At 48.3% G+C, this 16,810-nt stretch carries 15 protein-coding genes; 2 read left to right on the forward strand and 13 right to left on the reverse strand.

Annotated features, from left to right (window positions below; all coding sequences use genetic code 11):
* Positions 1–109: 109 nt before the first annotated feature.
* Positions 110–724: an AhpA/YtjB family protein gene (locus tag Q0852_RS13670; protein ID WP_299018804.1), complete on the forward strand. Its 615-nt coding sequence runs from the start codon at positions 110–112 to the stop codon at positions 722–724.
* A 138-nt stretch (positions 725–862) separates the two neighbouring features.
* Here Q0852_RS13670 and deoD read toward each other — a convergent pair whose 3' ends face one another.
* From deoD to Q0852_RS13735, 13 genes are all read right to left on the reverse strand, one after another.
* The gene (gene deoD, locus Q0852_RS13675) at positions 863–1,582 is read right to left on the reverse strand and encodes a purine-nucleoside phosphorylase (RefSeq protein WP_075762499.1); all 720 of its coding nucleotides are present in this window, start codon (positions 1,580–1,582) and stop codon (positions 863–865) included.
* A gap of 129 nt (positions 1,583–1,711) precedes the next feature.
* Entirely contained in the window at positions 1,712–2,932 is a 1,221-nt protein-coding gene (gene deoB / locus Q0852_RS13680; protein ID WP_299018812.1) for a phosphopentomutase, read from the reverse strand.
* A 10-nt stretch (positions 2,933–2,942) separates the two neighbouring features.
* Positions 2,943–4,274 (reverse strand): thymidine phosphorylase, encoded by a 1,332-nt coding sequence (gene deoA / locus Q0852_RS13685; RefSeq protein WP_299018814.1) that lies wholly within the window; start codon positions 4,272–4,274, stop codon positions 2,943–2,945.
* Positions 4,275–4,471: 197 nt separating this feature from the next.
* Positions 4,472–5,245, reverse strand: coding sequence for a deoxyribose-phosphate aldolase (gene deoC / locus Q0852_RS13690; protein ID WP_299018816.1), 774 nt, complete (start codon positions 5,243–5,245; stop codon positions 4,472–4,474).
* A 421-nt stretch (positions 5,246–5,666) separates the two neighbouring features.
* Positions 5,667–5,837 (reverse strand): XapX domain-containing protein, encoded by a 171-nt coding sequence (locus Q0852_RS13695; protein ID WP_299018818.1) that lies wholly within the window; start codon positions 5,835–5,837, stop codon positions 5,667–5,669.
* A 314-nt stretch (positions 5,838–6,151) separates the two neighbouring features.
* Complete coding sequence (locus tag Q0852_RS13700; RefSeq protein WP_299018819.1) at positions 6,152–7,405, reverse strand: NupC/NupG family nucleoside CNT transporter; 1,254 nt, start codon at positions 7,403–7,405, stop codon at positions 6,152–6,154.
* A 217-nt stretch (positions 7,406–7,622) separates the two neighbouring features.
* Positions 7,623–8,417, reverse strand: coding sequence for a TatD family hydrolase (locus Q0852_RS13705; protein ID WP_299018821.1), 795 nt, complete (start codon positions 8,415–8,417; stop codon positions 7,623–7,625).
* Positions 8,418–8,486: 69 nt separating this feature from the next.
* Positions 8,487–10,574 carry a glycogen debranching protein GlgX gene (gene glgX / locus Q0852_RS13710; RefSeq protein ID WP_299018823.1) on the reverse strand — a complete coding sequence of 696 codons (2,088 nt, stop codon included), beginning with the start codon at positions 10,572–10,574 and terminating at the stop codon, positions 8,487–8,489.
* 153 nt (positions 10,575–10,727) lie between these two features.
* Positions 10,728–12,308 (reverse strand): peptide chain release factor 3, encoded by a 1,581-nt coding sequence (gene prfC / locus Q0852_RS13715; RefSeq protein ID WP_299018825.1) that lies wholly within the window; start codon positions 12,306–12,308, stop codon positions 10,728–10,730.
* Positions 12,309–12,541: 233 nt separating this feature from the next.
* Positions 12,542–12,988, reverse strand: coding sequence for a ribosomal protein S18-alanine N-acetyltransferase (gene rimI, locus Q0852_RS13720; RefSeq protein WP_299018827.1), 447 nt, complete (start codon positions 12,986–12,988; stop codon positions 12,542–12,544).
* The gene (locus Q0852_RS13725) at positions 12,978–13,379 is read right to left on the reverse strand and encodes a DNA polymerase III subunit psi (RefSeq protein ID WP_299018828.1); all 402 of its coding nucleotides are present in this window, start codon (positions 13,377–13,379) and stop codon (positions 12,978–12,980) included. The genes rimI and Q0852_RS13725 overlap by 11 nt, the downstream gene beginning before the upstream one ends.
* Before the next feature lie 125 nt (positions 13,380–13,504).
* The gene (locus Q0852_RS13730; RefSeq protein WP_299018830.1) at positions 13,505–14,008 is read right to left on the reverse strand and encodes a GNAT family N-acetyltransferase; all 504 of its coding nucleotides are present in this window, start codon (positions 14,006–14,008) and stop codon (positions 13,505–13,507) included.
* Positions 13,998–14,519 (reverse strand): SCP2 domain-containing protein, encoded by a 522-nt coding sequence (locus Q0852_RS13735; protein ID WP_299018832.1) that lies wholly within the window; start codon positions 14,517–14,519, stop codon positions 13,998–14,000. Before Q0852_RS13735 ends, Q0852_RS13730 begins: the two co-directional genes overlap by 11 nt.
* Positions 14,520–14,720: 201 nt before the next feature.
* On the opposite strand from Q0852_RS13735, the gene Q0852_RS13740 reads away from it, so the two are divergent.
* A complete protein-coding gene (locus tag Q0852_RS13740; protein WP_299018833.1) occupies positions 14,721–16,760 on the forward strand; it encodes an EAL domain-containing protein in 2,040 nt (679 codons plus the stop codon).
* Positions 16,761–16,810: the final 50 nt, after the last annotated feature.

Genomic DNA, 16,810 nt, shown 5'->3' on the forward strand with positions numbered 1-16,810 from the left:
GGTTAGGTAATAATAATCAACAGCTACCAAAGTACCCTATTGCAATTTATTTGGGCAAGCCCCAATATGGCATTCTGACATTTCGACCATATTTTTGGCGTACGTTAAGATGATGAAACTGAAAACAAAACGATTACATCGAGCTTGGCAAATTCTGGTATTAATTATCTGCTTTAGCGGATTAGTTGCCATGCTTGAATATGGTTCGGATATTACCATCCGCAGTTACCAGGCGCTCAGTAACCAGACTCAGTCTCTGTCTCGAATGGTGGTTCGCCAGGCAGCGGAAACCGCAGCCAACGATATAATAGAAAAACAGCAAGACAAGCTTCAGGCGTTAGTCCAACAACTGTCGCTAGAACCTCTGATCCTCGATGCCACTATCTATGACCTGGAAGGGATCACCGTAGCCAAAACCGAAGATGCAATGCCGCTTGGACAGGTTACCGGTATTTCTACCCCACTGTCTGTCGCCAGCTTTGGTCGCCTGCAAATCATTGAACCCATAATGGCTGAAGATCAGGTCGTCGGTTTTGTCCGGATCACCCTGGAGCACGGAAAATTGCTCGAACATGCAGCCAGCCAGGTTGAATACATGACCAATATTATCCGCGGCATGGTCATTGCCGCCCTGATTATCGGTTTCTTGCTGGCCTTTACCTTCGGCCGCCGCAAAGACATCTGGCACTTCCCGTTCTTACTTACCTCGAACGCGAAAGACTGAGCCATTTATATCAATCAGCATAAACGAGCGAACATAACACCGATTAAATTCACGTAAAGAAAAAGGGCTTGCCATCGGCAAGCCCTTTATATCAATCGAGATAAGTAAGTATCCTGATACTATCTACACCAGGTCGGCTTATTCAGCGTCACCCAGAAGAACAGATTCCAGCGCGATTTCCATCATGTCGTTGAAAGTCAGCTGACGCTCTTCAGACGTTGTCGCTTCGCCACGCAGGATGTGGTCAGAAACAGTACAGATAGTCAGTGCTTTTGCACCGAACTCAGCCGCAAGGCCGTAAATACCCGCCGCTTCCATTTCTACACCCACAATGCCGTATTTCTTCATTGTCTGGAAGAAATCAAAATCAGGGTTGTAGAAAAGATCAGCTGAGAAGATGTTACCAACTTTAACGTCGATACCTTTCGCTTTCGCGGCTTCTACTGCATTTTGTACCATGCCGTAATCAGCCAGTGCTGCGAAGTCGTGGTCACCAAAGCGGATACGGTTAACCTTAGAATCTGTTGAAGCACCCATGCCGATCACTACATCACGTAGGTTTACATCGTCACGAACTGCGCCACAGCTACCAACACGGATGATTTTCTTCACACCGAAGTCTTTAACTAGTTCAGTCGCGTAGATTGAGCATGAAGGGATACCCATACCGTGGCCCATTACAGAGATCTTACGACCTTTGTAAGTACCAGTGTAACCGTACATATTACGTACGTTACACACTTCTTTTGCGTCATCTAGAAAAGTTTCTGCAATATACTTAGCACGTAGCGGATCACCCGGCATCAGAACAACATCTGCGAAATCACCCATTTCTGCATTAATGTGAGGAGTAGCCATCGTTATTTCCTTAGATTTATCCATTTATCCGTTGGATTGCTTTGGTCCAACATCATTTAACTAATCGAGAGTGCTGTTTCGAACTATAAAACTATAGGACGAAACAGCGACAGGGATTTGTTTCCGTGCTTACAGGAATGACTTACCGTATTCCATATCAGACGTACCGAAGTATTCAGCCAGGCTCTGACCGATATCAGCAAATGTTTCACGGCGCCCCAGAGAACCAGCCTTCACTTTAGGGCCGGTAACCAATACTGGGATATGCTCACGAGTATGGTCAGTACCTTCCCATGTTGGATCACAACCATGGTCCGCGGTCAGAAGTAGTACATCGTCTTCCTGAAGCAGTTCAAGAATTTCTGGTAGTCGCTTATCAAAGTACTCAAGCGCTGCAGCATAGCCTGCCACGTCGCGGCGGTGACCGTAAGCTGAATCGAAATCTACAAAGTTAGTGAAAACGATAGTGTTATCACCCGCTTCCTTGATCTGCTCAAGCGTTGCTTCGAACAGAGCAGGAATACCTGTTGCCTTCACTTTCTTAGTGATACCGCAACCTGCGTAGATGTCAGAGATCTTACCGATAGACACTACATCACCGCCTTTTTCGTCAACCAGCTTCTGAAGCACGGTTGCTGCAGGTGGCTCGATAGAAAGGTCACGACGGTTACCAGTACGCTCGAACTGGCCTTTACCTGCGCCAATGAACGGACGGGCGATAACACGACCGATATTGTAGTCTTCCAGTTCTTCTCGCACGATCTGGCAAAGTTCCATCAGGTTGTCCAGGCCATAAGTTTCTTCATGGCAGGCAATCTGGAATACCGAGTCCGCAGAGGTGTAGAAGATTGGCTTGCCAGTCTTCATGTGTTCTTCGCCCAAATCATCCAGTACCTGAGTACCAGAAGCGTGACAGTCACCCAGGTAACCAGGCAGCTTAGCGCGCTCAACAATGCGCTCCAGCAGCTCTTGAGGGAAGCTGTTTGCGTGCTCTTTGAAGTAACCCCATTCAAACAGTACAGGAACACCCGCAATTTCCCAGTGGCCAGACGGGGTATCTTTACCTGATGACAATTCTTTCGCGTGAGCATAAGCACCCGTGATTTCCGCATCAGCGTCAAGACCAGCAGGGAACACGCCTGAAGACTCTTCACAGGCCTTGCCCAGACCCAGTTTAGTCATGTTCGGCAGGTGAAGTGCGCCACTACGCTCGCCGTTATCAGCTTCGCCACGCGCACAAGCTTCTGCAATATGACCAAGTGTATTTGAGCCTACATCGCCGAAATCTACGGCATCTTCTGTAGCACCAATACCGAAAGAATCGAGTACAAGGATAATTGAACGTTTCATTTTGACTCCATTAAACATCTTCAGGGCGAATGCGGCGATAAACCTCAGGGGTCGGCTCTGGCTTCTGCTCAGAAACTACAATGCTTTCGCGAACTGCTTTAGCGGCTTCTTCCCACTGCGCTTCAGTACGGGCATGAATCACAGCCAGTGGGGTTTCAGCATTCACTTCATCACCCAGACGGATCATGTCACTCAGACCAACTGCATAGTCGATGGTGTCACTTGCTACGCGGCGACCACCGCCCATACCAACAACAGCCATACCTAGGCCACGAGTATCCATTGAGTAAGCGTAACCAGTTGTCTCGGCAAATACCGGCTTAACAAGATCTGCTTTTTCAAGGTAGTTGTCGTAGTTTTCCATGAAGTCAACCGGACCACCAAGGCCAGCAACCATCTTGCCGAAGCACTCAGCCGCTTTACCGTTATCCAGTACCGCCTGCAGTTTCTCGCGCGCCTGCTCCAGATCTGTTGCTAACTCACTGTTAACTAACATCTCTGCACACAATGCCATGGTCACTTCAAATAAGCGAGGGTTACGGTATTCACCGGTCATGAATTGAACCGCTTCACGAACTTCAAGCGCGTTACCTGCAGTAGAAGCCAGTACCTGGTTCATATCTGTCAGCAGGGCTGTCGTCTTGGTGCCGGCACCATTTGCTACTGCAACAATTGATTTAGCCAGCTCTTCAGATGCTTCGTAAGTTGGCATGAAGGCACCTGAACCCACTTTTACATCCATTACTAGCGAGCCAAGACCGGCAGCCAGTTTTTTAGACAGGATAGAACCGGTGATCAGGGAAATGTTATCAACCGTTGCTGTCACGTCACGCGTTGCGTATACACGTTTGTCAGCTGGTGCAAGGTCGCCGGTCTGGCCGATAATCGCCACACCTGCATCCTTGGTCACCTGACCGAATACTTCGTTAGAAGGAGTGATGTTGTAACCAGGAATTGCTTCCAGCTTATCCAGTGTACCGCCAGTGTGGCCAAGGCCACGGCCTGAGATCATTGGAACAAAACCGCCACATGCAGCCACCATAGGACCAAGCATTAGTGACGTTACGTCACCAACACCACCAGTCGAGTGTTTGTCGACAATCGGGCCACCGAAGTTCATGTGATCCCAGTTGATCACCATGCCAGAGTCACGCATTGCACAAGTCATGGCAACTCGCTCGTTCATGGTCATGTCGTTGAAGTAGATTGCCATAGCGAATGCTGCAATTTGACCTTCAGAGACAGTCTCTTTGGCAACGCCCTGGATGAAGAAATTGATTTCGTCAGCAGTTAGTTCGATGTTGTCGCGTTTTTTTCGAATAATTTCTTGTGGTAAATACATGGTATTCCCCAATCGGATAATTTGTGTAGGGCATATGACGATTTACCCTGTGAAGCCGATTTTTACGTCCTAAATCGCTTCACGGCATGATTCTCGGCCACGGGGATGCCGTTCGAGCCTCAACCCGGCAAGAACCAAACAGTAAACAGTCACGGAAATAAATAAGGTGGCAATCATTGCCACCTTACGAGATATGATTAGTAGCCGCCTTCAGCCGCTTTTTCGCCTTCACCCAGAGTGTGAAGCAGGTTCGCAAGCAGGCTAGATGCACCGAAACGGTAGTGCATGTTGTCAGCCCAGTCAGCACCGTGGATACGGTCAGCCATTTCTAGGAAAGTTTTCGCATCTTCAGCTGTACGAACACCACCAGCAGGCTTGAAGCCAACAGTTTTAGCTACGCCCATTTCTTTGATCACAGTCAGCATGATCTCAGCAGCTTCCGGAGTTGCATTTACAGGCACTTTACCTGTTGAAGTTTTGATGAAGTCAGCCCCGGCCTTGATAGAAATTTCAGACGCTTTCTTGATCAGCTCTTCCGTTTTCAGCTCACCAGTTTCGATGATCACTTTAAGCAGAATATCGCCGCATGCTTCTTTACACTGCTTAACCAGCTTAAAGCCTACTTCCTCGTTGCCCGCCATTAGCGCGCGGTACGGGAATACTACGTCAACTTCATCGGCACCGTATGCAACAGCTGCTTTAGTCTCAGCAACTGCAATTTCGATGTCATCGTTACCGTGAGGGAAGTTAGTAACAGTTGCAATACGGACTTCTGGCGTACCTTGCTCACGCAGTTGCTTCTTAGCAACAGGGATGAAACGTGGGTAGATACATACAGCTGCTGTGTTGCCTACAGGGGTTTTCGCGTTCTTACACAACTCGATCACTTTGGCATCAGTGTCGTCATCGTTCAGAGTGGTAAGATCCATTAATTTAAGTGCACGTAGTGCAGCAGCTTTTAAATCGCTCATGACTATCTCCAGTCCAGTTATTTTCTACCAAGCTTATAGAAACTGTTCCATACGCTTGACGGCAATCTATTCCTATACCGTCAAACGGCCCGCCTACAGCGAACAGTTAGATGAGCGGACTTGGTTCCTTGAAGACTCAGGGAAACAATGCGAGATTGTCGACCTGATTGATATCCATTTCACCGCGCAAGATACTAGGGTAACCAACGTACCTTGCAATTAGTGCCGTCCAGCAAACCGTGACAGTACTCCCATCACGACGGGGAAACGCTGTAACAGCAATCGTCAATTTTTGATGGTGCTCGATAATAATACCAAGCTATTTTCCGCCTCACCATCAAAGTCGTGTTTCCATACGTGCACAATGTGTTTACGACTATAGATTAGAATAAACAATTGTTATTACTTGATAAATTACTCATCAAGTAAAGAAACGCTCCACAAGCCAATGATAAAAAATACCACCGGCATACACCCCGAAAATACCCATCACACCGGGCAACACTGGCGGCGCAGGAATAGGCAGTCTGATTGCTGAAAACAAGACCCCGACAATAAAGCCGGCTACCAACGCCAATATGACTTCGTTCATCGCATTTCTCTCTGTGTTATACAGCACAAAGGAAAGTGTAGCCCGCCGCCACAGGGGGTGTCGTTGTATCGACAGGATTGATAGTAACAAAGGGAAAACACCAAAATCGGAGCGCAATCGATTAAATGAAACAAAATCCAGCACGTTACATGGTTTTTACCGGATCTGTTGATCAAAATTGAGAGAGTAGAAAGTTCGAAGGGAAAAAACGCGGCTCTAGAGTTTGGTATTAATTGATAACAACAAATATAACGCAAATACAAAAACGCCACAGCAAGGCTGTGGCGTTTTATCTCACTAAATTTTAAACAATATTACATTGCGCTTAGAGAGAAGAACAAACCAGCGATTGTTGCTGACATCAGGTTAGATAACGTACCTGCAGCTACCGCTCTCATACCAAAGCGAGCAATGTCGTGGCGACGGTTTGGAGCAATGCTACCCAGACCACCCAGCAGGATTGCTACTGAAGACAAGTTAGCAAAACCACACAGCGCAAAAGAAATGATTACTTTTGTCTTTTCAGAGATAACCGCAGGAGCAGCATCGCCTAGGTAAGGGATATAGCTTAGGTAAGCAACGAATTCGTTAAGAATCAGTTTCTGACCAATGAATGAACCAGCGATGTTCGCATCAGCCCATGGCACACCGATTAGGAATGCAATAGGTTGGAAAGCGTAACCAAGGATCATTTCCAGAGTCAGTTCAGGCATACCGAACCAACCACCGATGCCACCAAGCATACCGTTGATTAATGCAATTAGACCAACGAAAGCCAATAGCATTGCACCAATGTTAAGCGCTAGCTGCATACCAGAAGATGCACCACCAGCTGCCGCATCGATAACGTTAGCAGGCTTATCATCACCTTGAGCGTCATCACCTGCTAATTGCTCAACAGGCTCATCGGTTTCAGGCTTGATGATTTTAGCAAACAGCAAACCACCTGGAGCGGCCATGAATGATGCAGCGATCAAGTACTCAAGAGGAACACCCATTGCAGCATAACCAGCAAGAACACCACCTGCTACAGAAGCCAGGCCACCACACATAACTGCAAACAGCTCAGATTGAGTCATCTTAGGTACAAACGGACGCACAACAAGTGGTGCTTCAGTCTGACCTACGAAAATGTTAGCTGTAGCAGACATTGATTCTGCGTTAGAGGTTCCAAGAACTTTCTTAAGACCACCACCAAGAACATTGATTACAACTTGCATAACACCCAAGTAGTAAAGAACGCTGATTAGTGCAGAGAAGAAGATCACTGTTGGCAGAACTTTAAATGCGAAGATAAAACCAATACCTTCAACAGAGAAGTTTACCAGGCTACCGAATAGGAATTCGATACCCACGTTACCAAAATCAATAACGCTCTGGACACCGTTACTCGCAGCACCTAGAACATCTTTACCCCAAGGTACATATAGTACAAATGCACCCAGACAGAATTGGATGGCAAATGCGCCACCAACAGTACGTAAATTAATAGCTTTACGGTTATCTGACAACAGAACTGCGATTGCTAGCAGTACTGCCATCCCAACCAGGCTCATAAACAGGCTCATAGTTTATGGCATCCCTTTAGTTAAGTTTGGCGTCTCGACAATTCGGCTCATTAAGAGTCGTGGGCATTATACTGATGCCGCGACCGATAAAATAATGCTGATATCACACTTTCTAAGGAAAGAAAGTGAAAGCAAAACCACAATTGTGACGCTACTCACAAAGCACTTAATAGCCATCGCAACCGTTTGGCACTTTCGTTTGCTTTGTCGATCAAGATCACATCGAAATTCGAAAAAATTCAGCCGCAGTTAAACTCGTCGCCTGTTCGATTTCCGACTCGGATTCAGCTCTGATATCGACTAACGCCTCAATGATGTTACGTAGCCTATCGGGACGGTTCGGTTGTCCCTGAAAGCCGGCAACGGGCATATCCGGCGCATCGGTCTCCAGCATCAGTGCTGTCAATGGCAGAGCTGCAATTGTATTGCGTGTTTTATTGGCCCGGCGATATGTAATCGTTCCACCCACGCCAATTTTGATACCTTGATCAATAAGCAGCTTTGCCTGCGGCAAGCTGCCACTAAAACCGTGATAAACACCACCAGCAATCGGCGGGTGTTGTCTCAACAAACTCATCAGTTCAGGAAAGGCCTTTCGGCAATGGAGGATCACTGGCAGCGCATAACGATTGGCCAATATCAACTGCGCCCTAAGCAACTCAACCTGCTGTTCCCGATTTGCATCCGCAATGGCAAAGTCTAGTCCACATTCCCCAACAGCAACGCATTTGGACGCCTTTTTTTCCGCTCCTCCGACGACTTGATCAAGCTGCGCCTCAAGACGACTTAATGCTATCGGACTATGCTCATGGCTAAAAAACGGATGTAAGCCAAGAGCATAGTACAAATCGTCAAATTGCTCGCAGAGTTCCTGAACAGCCAGCCAGTTTCGCTCGCCCACGGATGGAATAATGATTTTCCCGACTCCGGTTCGGCGGGCCAGCGCCAGGTAGTGGGCAGGATCAGAGGCAAATGGCTCGAAGTCAAAATGACAATGGCTGTCAATAAGCATAGCCACACCACCTGTCATTCCTCGTAACCCACAACTTCAGCCAGTTTCGCATTTATCCTCCCACCTGCATTATGTCTCGCTCGGTTTTGCAACCATCACGATCATACTACGTCCCGTCACTAAAATGGTATTTCGAAGGAATTTCGGCGCCTGCTCGATAGTATAGATATCATCAGGGCTCGAAGCGGCGGTGTTAATCAACAAGTACCAATCACAGCCGTCGCGATCGGGAACGGTGAACTCCAACGGATCCCAATAGGCATTGCAAATTACATAAAGCTCATCTTTGGTGATCGGATGATTAACGGTTAATGCCAAAGAGTGTGAGTGTTCTGACCAATCCGGCTGGTGAGGTTGCATACCATGCCAGCTGATTCCGACATTTTCCAGCACTGAACTGAGTGACATGTGCATGTTCCAGTCGATAGTCGGCTCTGCCCGGCGAATTTGGCTTAGTAACATCACAAAACGGTGCATGTCTGCATGCTTATCGACAAAGCGCCAGTCAAACCAGCTAATATCGTTATCCTGACAATAGGCATTGTTGTTGCCCTGTTGAGTGCGGCGAACCTCATCTCCCATACAAATCATCGGCATTCCGAGGGAGAGGAACAAGGTAGCCAACATATTCTTGCACTGGCGATTACGTAAATTATCGATTTCACTAATCTCAGTCGGCCCTTCGACACCATAGTTACTCGACATGTTATGGTTATCGCCGTCACAATTATTCTCCCCGTTGGCATGATTATGCTTTTCGCTATAGCTAACCAGATCATTAAGGGTAAAGCCGTCATGGGCACTGATAAAATTCACCGAGCGGTGTGGGGAGTGGCGGTGGCTACAGTAAATATCGGGCGATCCCAGGATACGCGAGGCAAAGCGGCTGACATAACCATTATCACCACGCCAGAAAGCCCGTATATCATCGCGGTACTTACCATTCCATTCATTCCAGCGATCACCAATAAACGATCCCACCTGATACAAACCAGCCGCATCCCAGGCTTCTGCAATAATCTTTGTACTGCTGAGGATCGGGTCCGAATCAATCGACCACAACAGAGGTGGCTCTTTCATCGGATGTCCCTGACTATCCCGGGCAAGCACCGAGGCCAAATCGAAACGGAAACCATCAACCCGCATTTCAGTCACCCAAAAATGCAGGGCATCAATGATCATTCGCCGCAGAACACTGTGGTTAGCATTGCAGGTATTACCGCAACCGCTGTAATTGGCATATTTGCCATTACTTTTATTCAGCAAGTAGTAGGTGCCGTTTTGCAGCCCCTTAAAACAAAATGTCGGTCCGCACTCATCCCCTTCAGCGGTATGGTTAAACACCACATCTAGGATCACTTCTATCCCGGCCTTGTGAAGCTCCCTTACCAAAGTTTTAAATTCATTGATAGCGGCCAGCGGCTCTTTCTCAACACTGTAATCGGCATGAATAGCAAAGAAGTTGATCGGGCTGTAACCCCAATAATTTTTTCGTCCATCCGGCGCATCTTGGATATCAAATTGCTGCACCGGCATCAATTCAACCGCCGTCACCCCAAGTGATTTCAGGTATGGGATTTTTTCAATAATTCCAGCAAACGTTCCACGCTTGCTCTCCTCAACACCTGATGAAGAGTGCTTGGTAAAGCCCCCGACATGCATCTCATAAATTACCGTATCGGTCAACGAGTGGTGAGGCGATAAAGTACCCTGCCAATCAAAGGCATGCTGATTAACAACGATGCTTTTCATACAGGCATCGATATTCGAGCCATGACCAATGGCTCTGTTCCGGTCATAATTTTCACCAAAACAAATTGCCTGACTGTAAGGGTCAATCAGCACTTTGTCCTTGTCAAAGCGCAGCCCGGAACGAGGCTTCCAGGGGCCGGCGACCTGAAAAGCATACACTTGACCGTGGCCGATATTAGCAACAAACAAAAACCAGTAATGCCCGCGCTTATGGTGGACAGGATCCAGCTCGAACGATAAAAGCGGCGCCTCGGCATCCGGGCTGTCAAACAAGTGTAATGTCACCCGGGTGGCATCTTTTGAATAGAGGCTGAAATTTACCCCCTGTTCTTTTACGGTCGCTCCCAGCGGATACGGTTCACCCGGCCAGGAATAAATCTCTTTACCTGCTGCAAGCTCCATCATGCATCCTCCCACAAAGTGCAATACATGGAATATTAGACATCAACAAACAGAAGGAAAGAGAGCTAGGGCAGATCCATAAAAATGTCATAAAAAAAGCCGCCACTATTGTGACGGCTTTGTCGTTCCGTAGGCTATAGCCTTACTCATTATCCCTTAGTGCTCACGGGTTGCTCGGAAGTCAACTTCAGGGAAACGTTCTTTAGCCAGGTTCAGGTTCACCATCGTCGGTGCGATGTAACTTAAGTTGTCACCACCATCCAGAGCCAGGTTAGACTGGTTCTTGCGCTTGAATTCTTCAAGCTTCTTGGCATCATCGCACTCTACCCAGCGCGCCGTTGCAACATTAACACCTTCGTAGATCGCTTCTACGTTGTATTCTGCTTTCAAGCGGGCAACAACTACGTCGAACTGAAGCACACCAACCGCACCAACGATAAGGTCGTTGTTTTGTAGCGGACGGAATACCTGTACCGCACCTTCTTCAGACAGCTGAACCAGACCTTTCAGCAGCTGCTTTTGCTTCAGAGGATCTTTCAGGCGGATACGACGGAATAGCTCAGGTGCAAAGTTTGGAATACCGGCAAACTTCAGGTTTTCACCCTGGGTAAAGGTATCACCAATCTGGATCGTACCGTGGTTATGCAAGCCGATAATATCACCCGCATAAGCTTTCTCTGCACGGGCACGGTCGCCTGCCATGAAGGTTACCGCATCAGAAATACTTACGTTCTTGCCGGTACGAACATGGTTCATTTTCATGCCTTGGCTGTAAGTACCCGAAACGATACGCATGAATGCGATACGGTCACGGTGTTTTGGATCCATGTTTGCCTGGATCTTGAAGACGAAACCAGAGAATTTCTCTTCAGTCGCTTCAACATCACGCTCGTTCGCTTTACGGGTTTCCGGAGCTGGTGCCCACTTAGTCAGACCGTCCAGCATGTGGTCTACACCGAAGTTACCCAATGCAGTACCGAAGTAAACTGGCGTTAGCTCACCGGCCAGGAACAAGTCGTGATCAAATTCAGGACATGCGCCAATCACAAGCTCAAGCTCTTCACGTACGCTTTCCGCAAGAACGGCACCGACTGCAGCGTCTAGATCAGGGTTGTCCAGACCTTTGATGATACGTACTTCTTGGATTTCATGGCCGTGACCAGACTCGTACAAGATCGTTTCATCACGGTGAATGTGGTAAACACCTTTAAATTCTTTACCACAACCAATCGGCCATGAAATAGGAGCACAAGCCATACCTAGCTCGCTTTCTACTTCATCTAGCACTTCCATTGGATCACGAACATCACGGTCAAGTTTGTTCATGAAGGTTACGATTGGCGTATCACGTAGACGGGTTACTTCCATCAGCTTACGAGTACGATCCTCGACACCTTTCGCGGCATCGATAACCATCAGACAGGAGTCAACGGCGGTAAGGGTACGGTAGGTATCTTCCGAGAAATCTTCGTGTCCTGGGGTATCAAGCAGGTTCACCAAACAATCGTTGTATGGGAACTGCATCACCGAAGTCGTTACCGAGATACCACGTTCTTTTTCCATTTCCATCCAGTCAGACTTAGCATGCTGGTTAGAACCACGGCCTTTTACGGTACCGGCTTTTTGAATCGCGTTTCCGAATAACAGTACTTTTTCGGTGATTGTTGTTTTACCCGCATCCGGGTGAGAAATGATAGCAAACGTACGGCGTTTACCCACTTCTTGTAGAAATGACATAAGCGTTGATAATCCTGTTAGAGATTTCAATAATCGAGCAGCAGCCCGTCAGACTCATCTGTATGGGCTACCCGGCTCCTGAATCGGCACCTCAATTAGGTTCCGTCACTGGCGCGCAATACGGGCGGCAAATCAATGGAGCCTTAAAAGATGGCGGAATTATACGCAAACTCCGCAGAAAGAAACAGCGGTAAGCCTGCTCTGTTTACAACACGCAAAGCGTGATTAAGCGGCTACATGATCAGATACGTCATGATCAGGGCATCTTCGCGCCCTGTTTCCGTCGGGTAGTAACCCTCCCGACGGTTGATTTCATTGAAACCAAGTGCCTCGTACAGCTGAAAAGCCCGGGTATTACTAGCCCGTACTTCAAGCCAGATCTCCTCGGCATTGCGTGCCGAAAGCTGATCAATAAACCCTTCAAGCAAAATCTTGCCGTAACCCTTGCCCTGGCAAGCAGGATCAATAGCGATGTTGAGCAGCGTCGCTTCGCCAGCTACGTTCTGGCCAAAGCAGTAACCAACCACCTGCTCTCCAACCTGCAATACAAAGTTAGCAGCAATCTTATTCGGCTCTTTACGGATCAGTGACTCTGACCAAGGAAAGGCATGAGCTGCCTGCTCAATACGCCAGACATCATCCTGGTGATGTGGCTCAAGTGGTACAATTTTATGACTCATATGAACAAATCTGTTGCCATAAGGCTTTTTTGCTAACCGGATTAGTATGCATTTGTTTCAGTGATACCGAAGTCAACAACTGACTACCTGCGGGATGCCCCCCCTGACAACCAGCCAGCCAGCACCAGGTCAAGTGATGCTCCCGGATCTGCTCCAGTGCCTGCGGCGGTACCAGCAGCGCCTGCTCGGGGCTTAGCTTCATGCTTTTCAGGATCCGACCAAATAACCAGCGGTCGTGCTCATCCAGCTCTTCCGAGCAGACAAACAGCAGTTTGCACGTTTCGGGAAGGTCAATCGCAGGCACCTCCATATTAGGAAAGAATGACGGCTTTCTTACTTGCCAGTAAGTCAGGCCCATCTCCTGTAATACCTGTATGTCTCGCTGATTCATCCTCTTACCATTTCTGTCTGGTGGTATCACTTCGGCAGGCGATCCTACCAGATCCCCGTAACCAACTACACCAATAAAAATACCACCCTCTGGTGGTATTTTATCAGCCCGAAAACACGGCGGTACTAAACATCCGAGAACTCGGCACTGTACTCGACCAGCCCACTTTTCCCGGCCAATGTACCAGGGATCAGCTCCAAGACCATAAATGCTTCATCCGGAACTGGCCAGCTACAGCTCAACCCATGGTCAGAAGCCTTAACAAATCCGACCTTAGGGTAATAATCGCTATGGCCCAGCACCACGGTAACTGGGTAACCAAACTCAGCCAGCATGCTTTTAGCTTCTTCCATCAGCGCCAGGCCAACACCTTGCCCCTGGCATTCCGGCTTCACTGCCAGCGGTGCCAGTCCTTGCCAGTTATCATCCTGTCCGTCAACGGTCACCGGACTGAAAAACAAGTGTCCGATCAGTTCACCTTCATCGCTGCATGCGACAAGAGACAAGGTGCGGCGGCCATTTTCCCGCAACCTCATCACCAGATTAGCTTCTGCCTCTGTATCAAACGTCGCTTTAAGTAAATGGTCGATAGGCAGAATATCTGCCGGTGCCTCAGTTCTAATGAGCATTAATAACCTCTTGTTCAGCAGCGATATCCTGCATCCCTTTCTGGATGAAGTCAGCTGACTGCTGCAATACAAATTTTACGGGTGCCGGCAGTGATTCCAAATCAATACTATCCATCAGGTTTTTCACTTCCAGACCCAATTCTGTGTCACCTTCAATGCGAAGGCGGCGCTGGAAGAAAAGCGTATCCGGATCTTCCTTGCGAGCCGCAATCAAAACAAGATCATTGCACTCACCGCTAAAACTCACATCTTCCTGCTCAACATGATCCGAGACAACCAGTTGCTCATTTTGGTAACTGATAAACCAGCGCAGGCCAAGATCCCTTACCTCGACTTTCAACCAACGGTCTTCCAAAAATTCAAAGTCGCCGTCTTCCAGCGCTTCTTTAAAGACCATCGCCAAGCCATCCAGCATACATTTCTTCTGGATCGCGAAAGGGGTCAACTTAGCAGGCACACGAATCAATGCCGGGCCATGCTGTACCATGTGCTTTCGTAGTTGAGCAATCACTGTTTATTATCCTGTCTATGTCGCAATTATTCATCGATTGTAGGGTAATGAAGGGGATGTTTTTTATGCCTCAGGTCAAAAAAAACGCTTCTCTGCACGCAAAGTTTGGAATTGCGCCTTCATCACAGGTTATAGTATCCGGCACGAATTATTGACCGGCTACAGGCCGAAGTCTAACGCATACGGACGTACGATTCATCAATGCCGACTGAGCAACTTAATTACTGGTTTCCGCTGCTGACCGATAACAGCCCCTTTCTGTTTGCTATATTGGACAAAGATCATAATTACCTGGTCGTCAACAGCCGCTACTGTGAAGTAAGCGGACTGAAACGCGAAGAGCTGGTAGGACAAAACGACACCGCTATTCTTGGCCATGCGTTTTACGACTCACTGCGCCCATATTACGATCGGGCTTTCAAAGGAGAATCGGTCGAAGGCGAGGTTGTGCTCAACGACAACCGCCACGATACCAGTATGCACTTCAGCCTGGCGCCTCTTCCAGATAAATCCGGCAATATTCCTTATATCGTTCTACATTCCGCCGACACCTCCGAGCGCCAGGTACTGGTTAATTCGCTACAGGAGCTGGAAGACCAACTAAGCCAACTCAATGAACTGCTCAGTGACGGCAGCTGTATTGTCGAAGGCGAGATCATCATCTCAGCCAATCAGGCCGCAGCAAATCTGCTGGGATTCGAGTCTCCACGGGAATTGATCGGCGAAGAACTTGGCCGCTTGCTGATTGACAGCCACAGCCAACGTATCCTCGGCGGGCAAATAAGCCAACTGGACAAAACGACTCCACGCCAATGCCAGACCAGCCCCCGCTGCAATACCGATCGATCGCTACAGGTTTCGGCTTCCGATATTACTTTACTTGGTTCGCCAGCTAAACTGGTGCTATTAAAAGACACATCCGAACAAGCAGTGCAGCAAGGTCAGGTCGAGCAGTTAGTCCATACCGATCCGCTCACAGGGCTTTATAACCGTCACGGCTTCAGTCGTCGGCTTAGCCAGCTGATCAACAATGAAACGCCATTGGTCATGATCTACCTTGACCTCGACAACTTCAAAAATATCAACGATTCACTGGGGCACCATATCGGCGATCGGGTACTGCAGGAAATCTCCCAGCGCCTTCGCCGCCTGTTGCCAGAAACGGCAATTATCGGCCATCTCAGTGGTGATGAATTTGCCGTCATCTTGCCTGAGCCCGAACATGACCGTGCCGGCGAGTTGATCTCGCAACAAATCATAGCCCTTATCAACCAGCCGTTCGACCTGCATCATTTCAGCAAGCATCTCGCATGCTCTATCGGTATGGTCAGCTATCCGGGAGACGGTAACGACGCCCGCATCCTGCTGCAAAATGCCGATACCGCGATGTACGAGGCCAAAAACCGCGGCCGGAACCGGCTGGTGAGGTTCAGCGAAGAGATGAACAAAGAAGCACGGATGCAACTATGGCTAGAAATCGAACTGCAAAAAGCCCTGCAACATAACGGGCTTGAAGTCTGGTACCAACCTAAGGTCAATGCCCGCGACTTTGTGATTGACGGTGCAGAAGCCCTGGTACGCTGGAAACACCCGGTGGAAGGCTATATCAGCCCGGCCCAGTTCATCCCGGTAGCTGAGCGCTCCGGCATGATTGAGCAAGTGGGACAGGTCGTAATGAAAGAAGTATTCACCACCGTCTGTAAATGGAAGCAGCAGGGGCTGATGGCTGGGCGGGTGGCGATTAACCTGTCACCACAGCAGTTTGGTAACCCGAACCTGAACACTTACGTCGAGCAGTTAAAGAAATCCACCAGGGTCAATCCCAATGATATAACCTTCGAGCTGACAGAAAGCGCGGTAATGAGCGACAGTAAACATGCAATTCAGATGTTGAACGCCATCAAAAAGCAAGGCTTTGCTCTCTCCATCGACGACTTCGGAACAGGATATTCGTCACTGTCCTACCTTGCTCGTTTCCCGCTCGACGAACTCAAGATTGACCGGGCTTTTATAAAAGACATCGAAACAGTGCCCAAGCAGGTAACTCTGATTGAAAACATCATCAACCTTGGCAAATCACTAAATATGAGCATTGTGGCGGAAGGGGTAGAAACCCGCCAGCAGGCAACACTGCTGTCAAACCTCAATTGCGACTATATCCAGGGCTTCCACTTCTATCGGCCGCAGCCCAAAAATGAACTCGAAGCGATTTTGCTCAAACATAGCCGCCATCAGGACTAATTTTTGCCCAATTGCTGACAAAATAGTCACCAGACACAAAAAAATTGTCC

This window comes from uncultured Photobacterium sp. (assembly GCF_947502415.1).
In the GTDB taxonomy this organism is placed as follows: Bacteria; Pseudomonadota; Gammaproteobacteria; order Enterobacterales; family Vibrionaceae; genus Photobacterium.

Bases quoted from the DNA above. Each gene is read 5' to 3' on its own strand.
- Q0852_RS13705 (WP_299018821.1), bottom strand. From the start codon at position 8,417: ATGCTTATTGACAGCCATTGTCATTTTGACTTCGAGCCATTTGCCTCT.
- rimI (WP_299018827.1), bottom strand. From the start codon at position 12,988: ATGAGTCATAAAATTGTACCACTTGAGCCACATCACCAGGATGATGTC.
- Q0852_RS13700 (WP_299018819.1), bottom strand. From the start codon at position 7,405: ATGAGCCTGTTTATGAGCCTGGTTGGGATGGCAGTACTGCTAGCAATC.
- glgX (WP_299018823.1), bottom strand. From the start codon at position 10,574: ATGATGGAGCTTGCAGCAGGTAAAGAGATTTATTCCTGGCCGGGTGAA.
- Q0852_RS13670 (WP_299018804.1), top strand. From the start codon at position 110: ATGATGAAACTGAAAACAAAACGATTACATCGAGCTTGGCAAATTCTG.
- deoD (WP_075762499.1), bottom strand. From the start codon at position 1,582: ATGGCTACTCCTCACATTAATGCAGAAATGGGTGATTTCGCAGATGTT.
- Q0852_RS13695 (WP_299018818.1), bottom strand. From the start codon at position 5,837: ATGAACGAAGTCATATTGGCGTTGGTAGCCGGCTTTATTGTCGGGGTC.
- Q0852_RS13740 (WP_299018833.1), top strand. From the start codon at position 14,721: ATGCCGACTGAGCAACTTAATTACTGGTTTCCGCTGCTGACCGATAAC.
- deoC (WP_299018816.1), bottom strand. From the start codon at position 5,245: ATGAGCGATTTAAAAGCTGCTGCACTACGTGCACTTAAATTAATGGAT.
- Q0852_RS13730 (WP_299018830.1), bottom strand. From the start codon at position 14,008: ATGCTCATTAGAACTGAGGCACCGGCAGATATTCTGCCTATCGACCAT.
- deoA (WP_299018814.1), bottom strand. From the start codon at position 4,274: ATGTATTTACCACAAGAAATTATTCGAAAAAAACGCGACAACATCGAA.
- prfC (WP_299018825.1), bottom strand. From the start codon at position 12,308: ATGTCATTTCTACAAGAAGTGGGTAAACGCCGTACGTTTGCTATCATT.
- Q0852_RS13725 (WP_299018828.1), bottom strand. From the start codon at position 13,379: ATGAATCAGCGAGACATACAGGTATTACAGGAGATGGGCCTGACTTAC.
- deoB (WP_299018812.1), bottom strand. From the start codon at position 2,932: ATGAAACGTTCAATTATCCTTGTACTCGATTCTTTCGGTATTGGTGCT.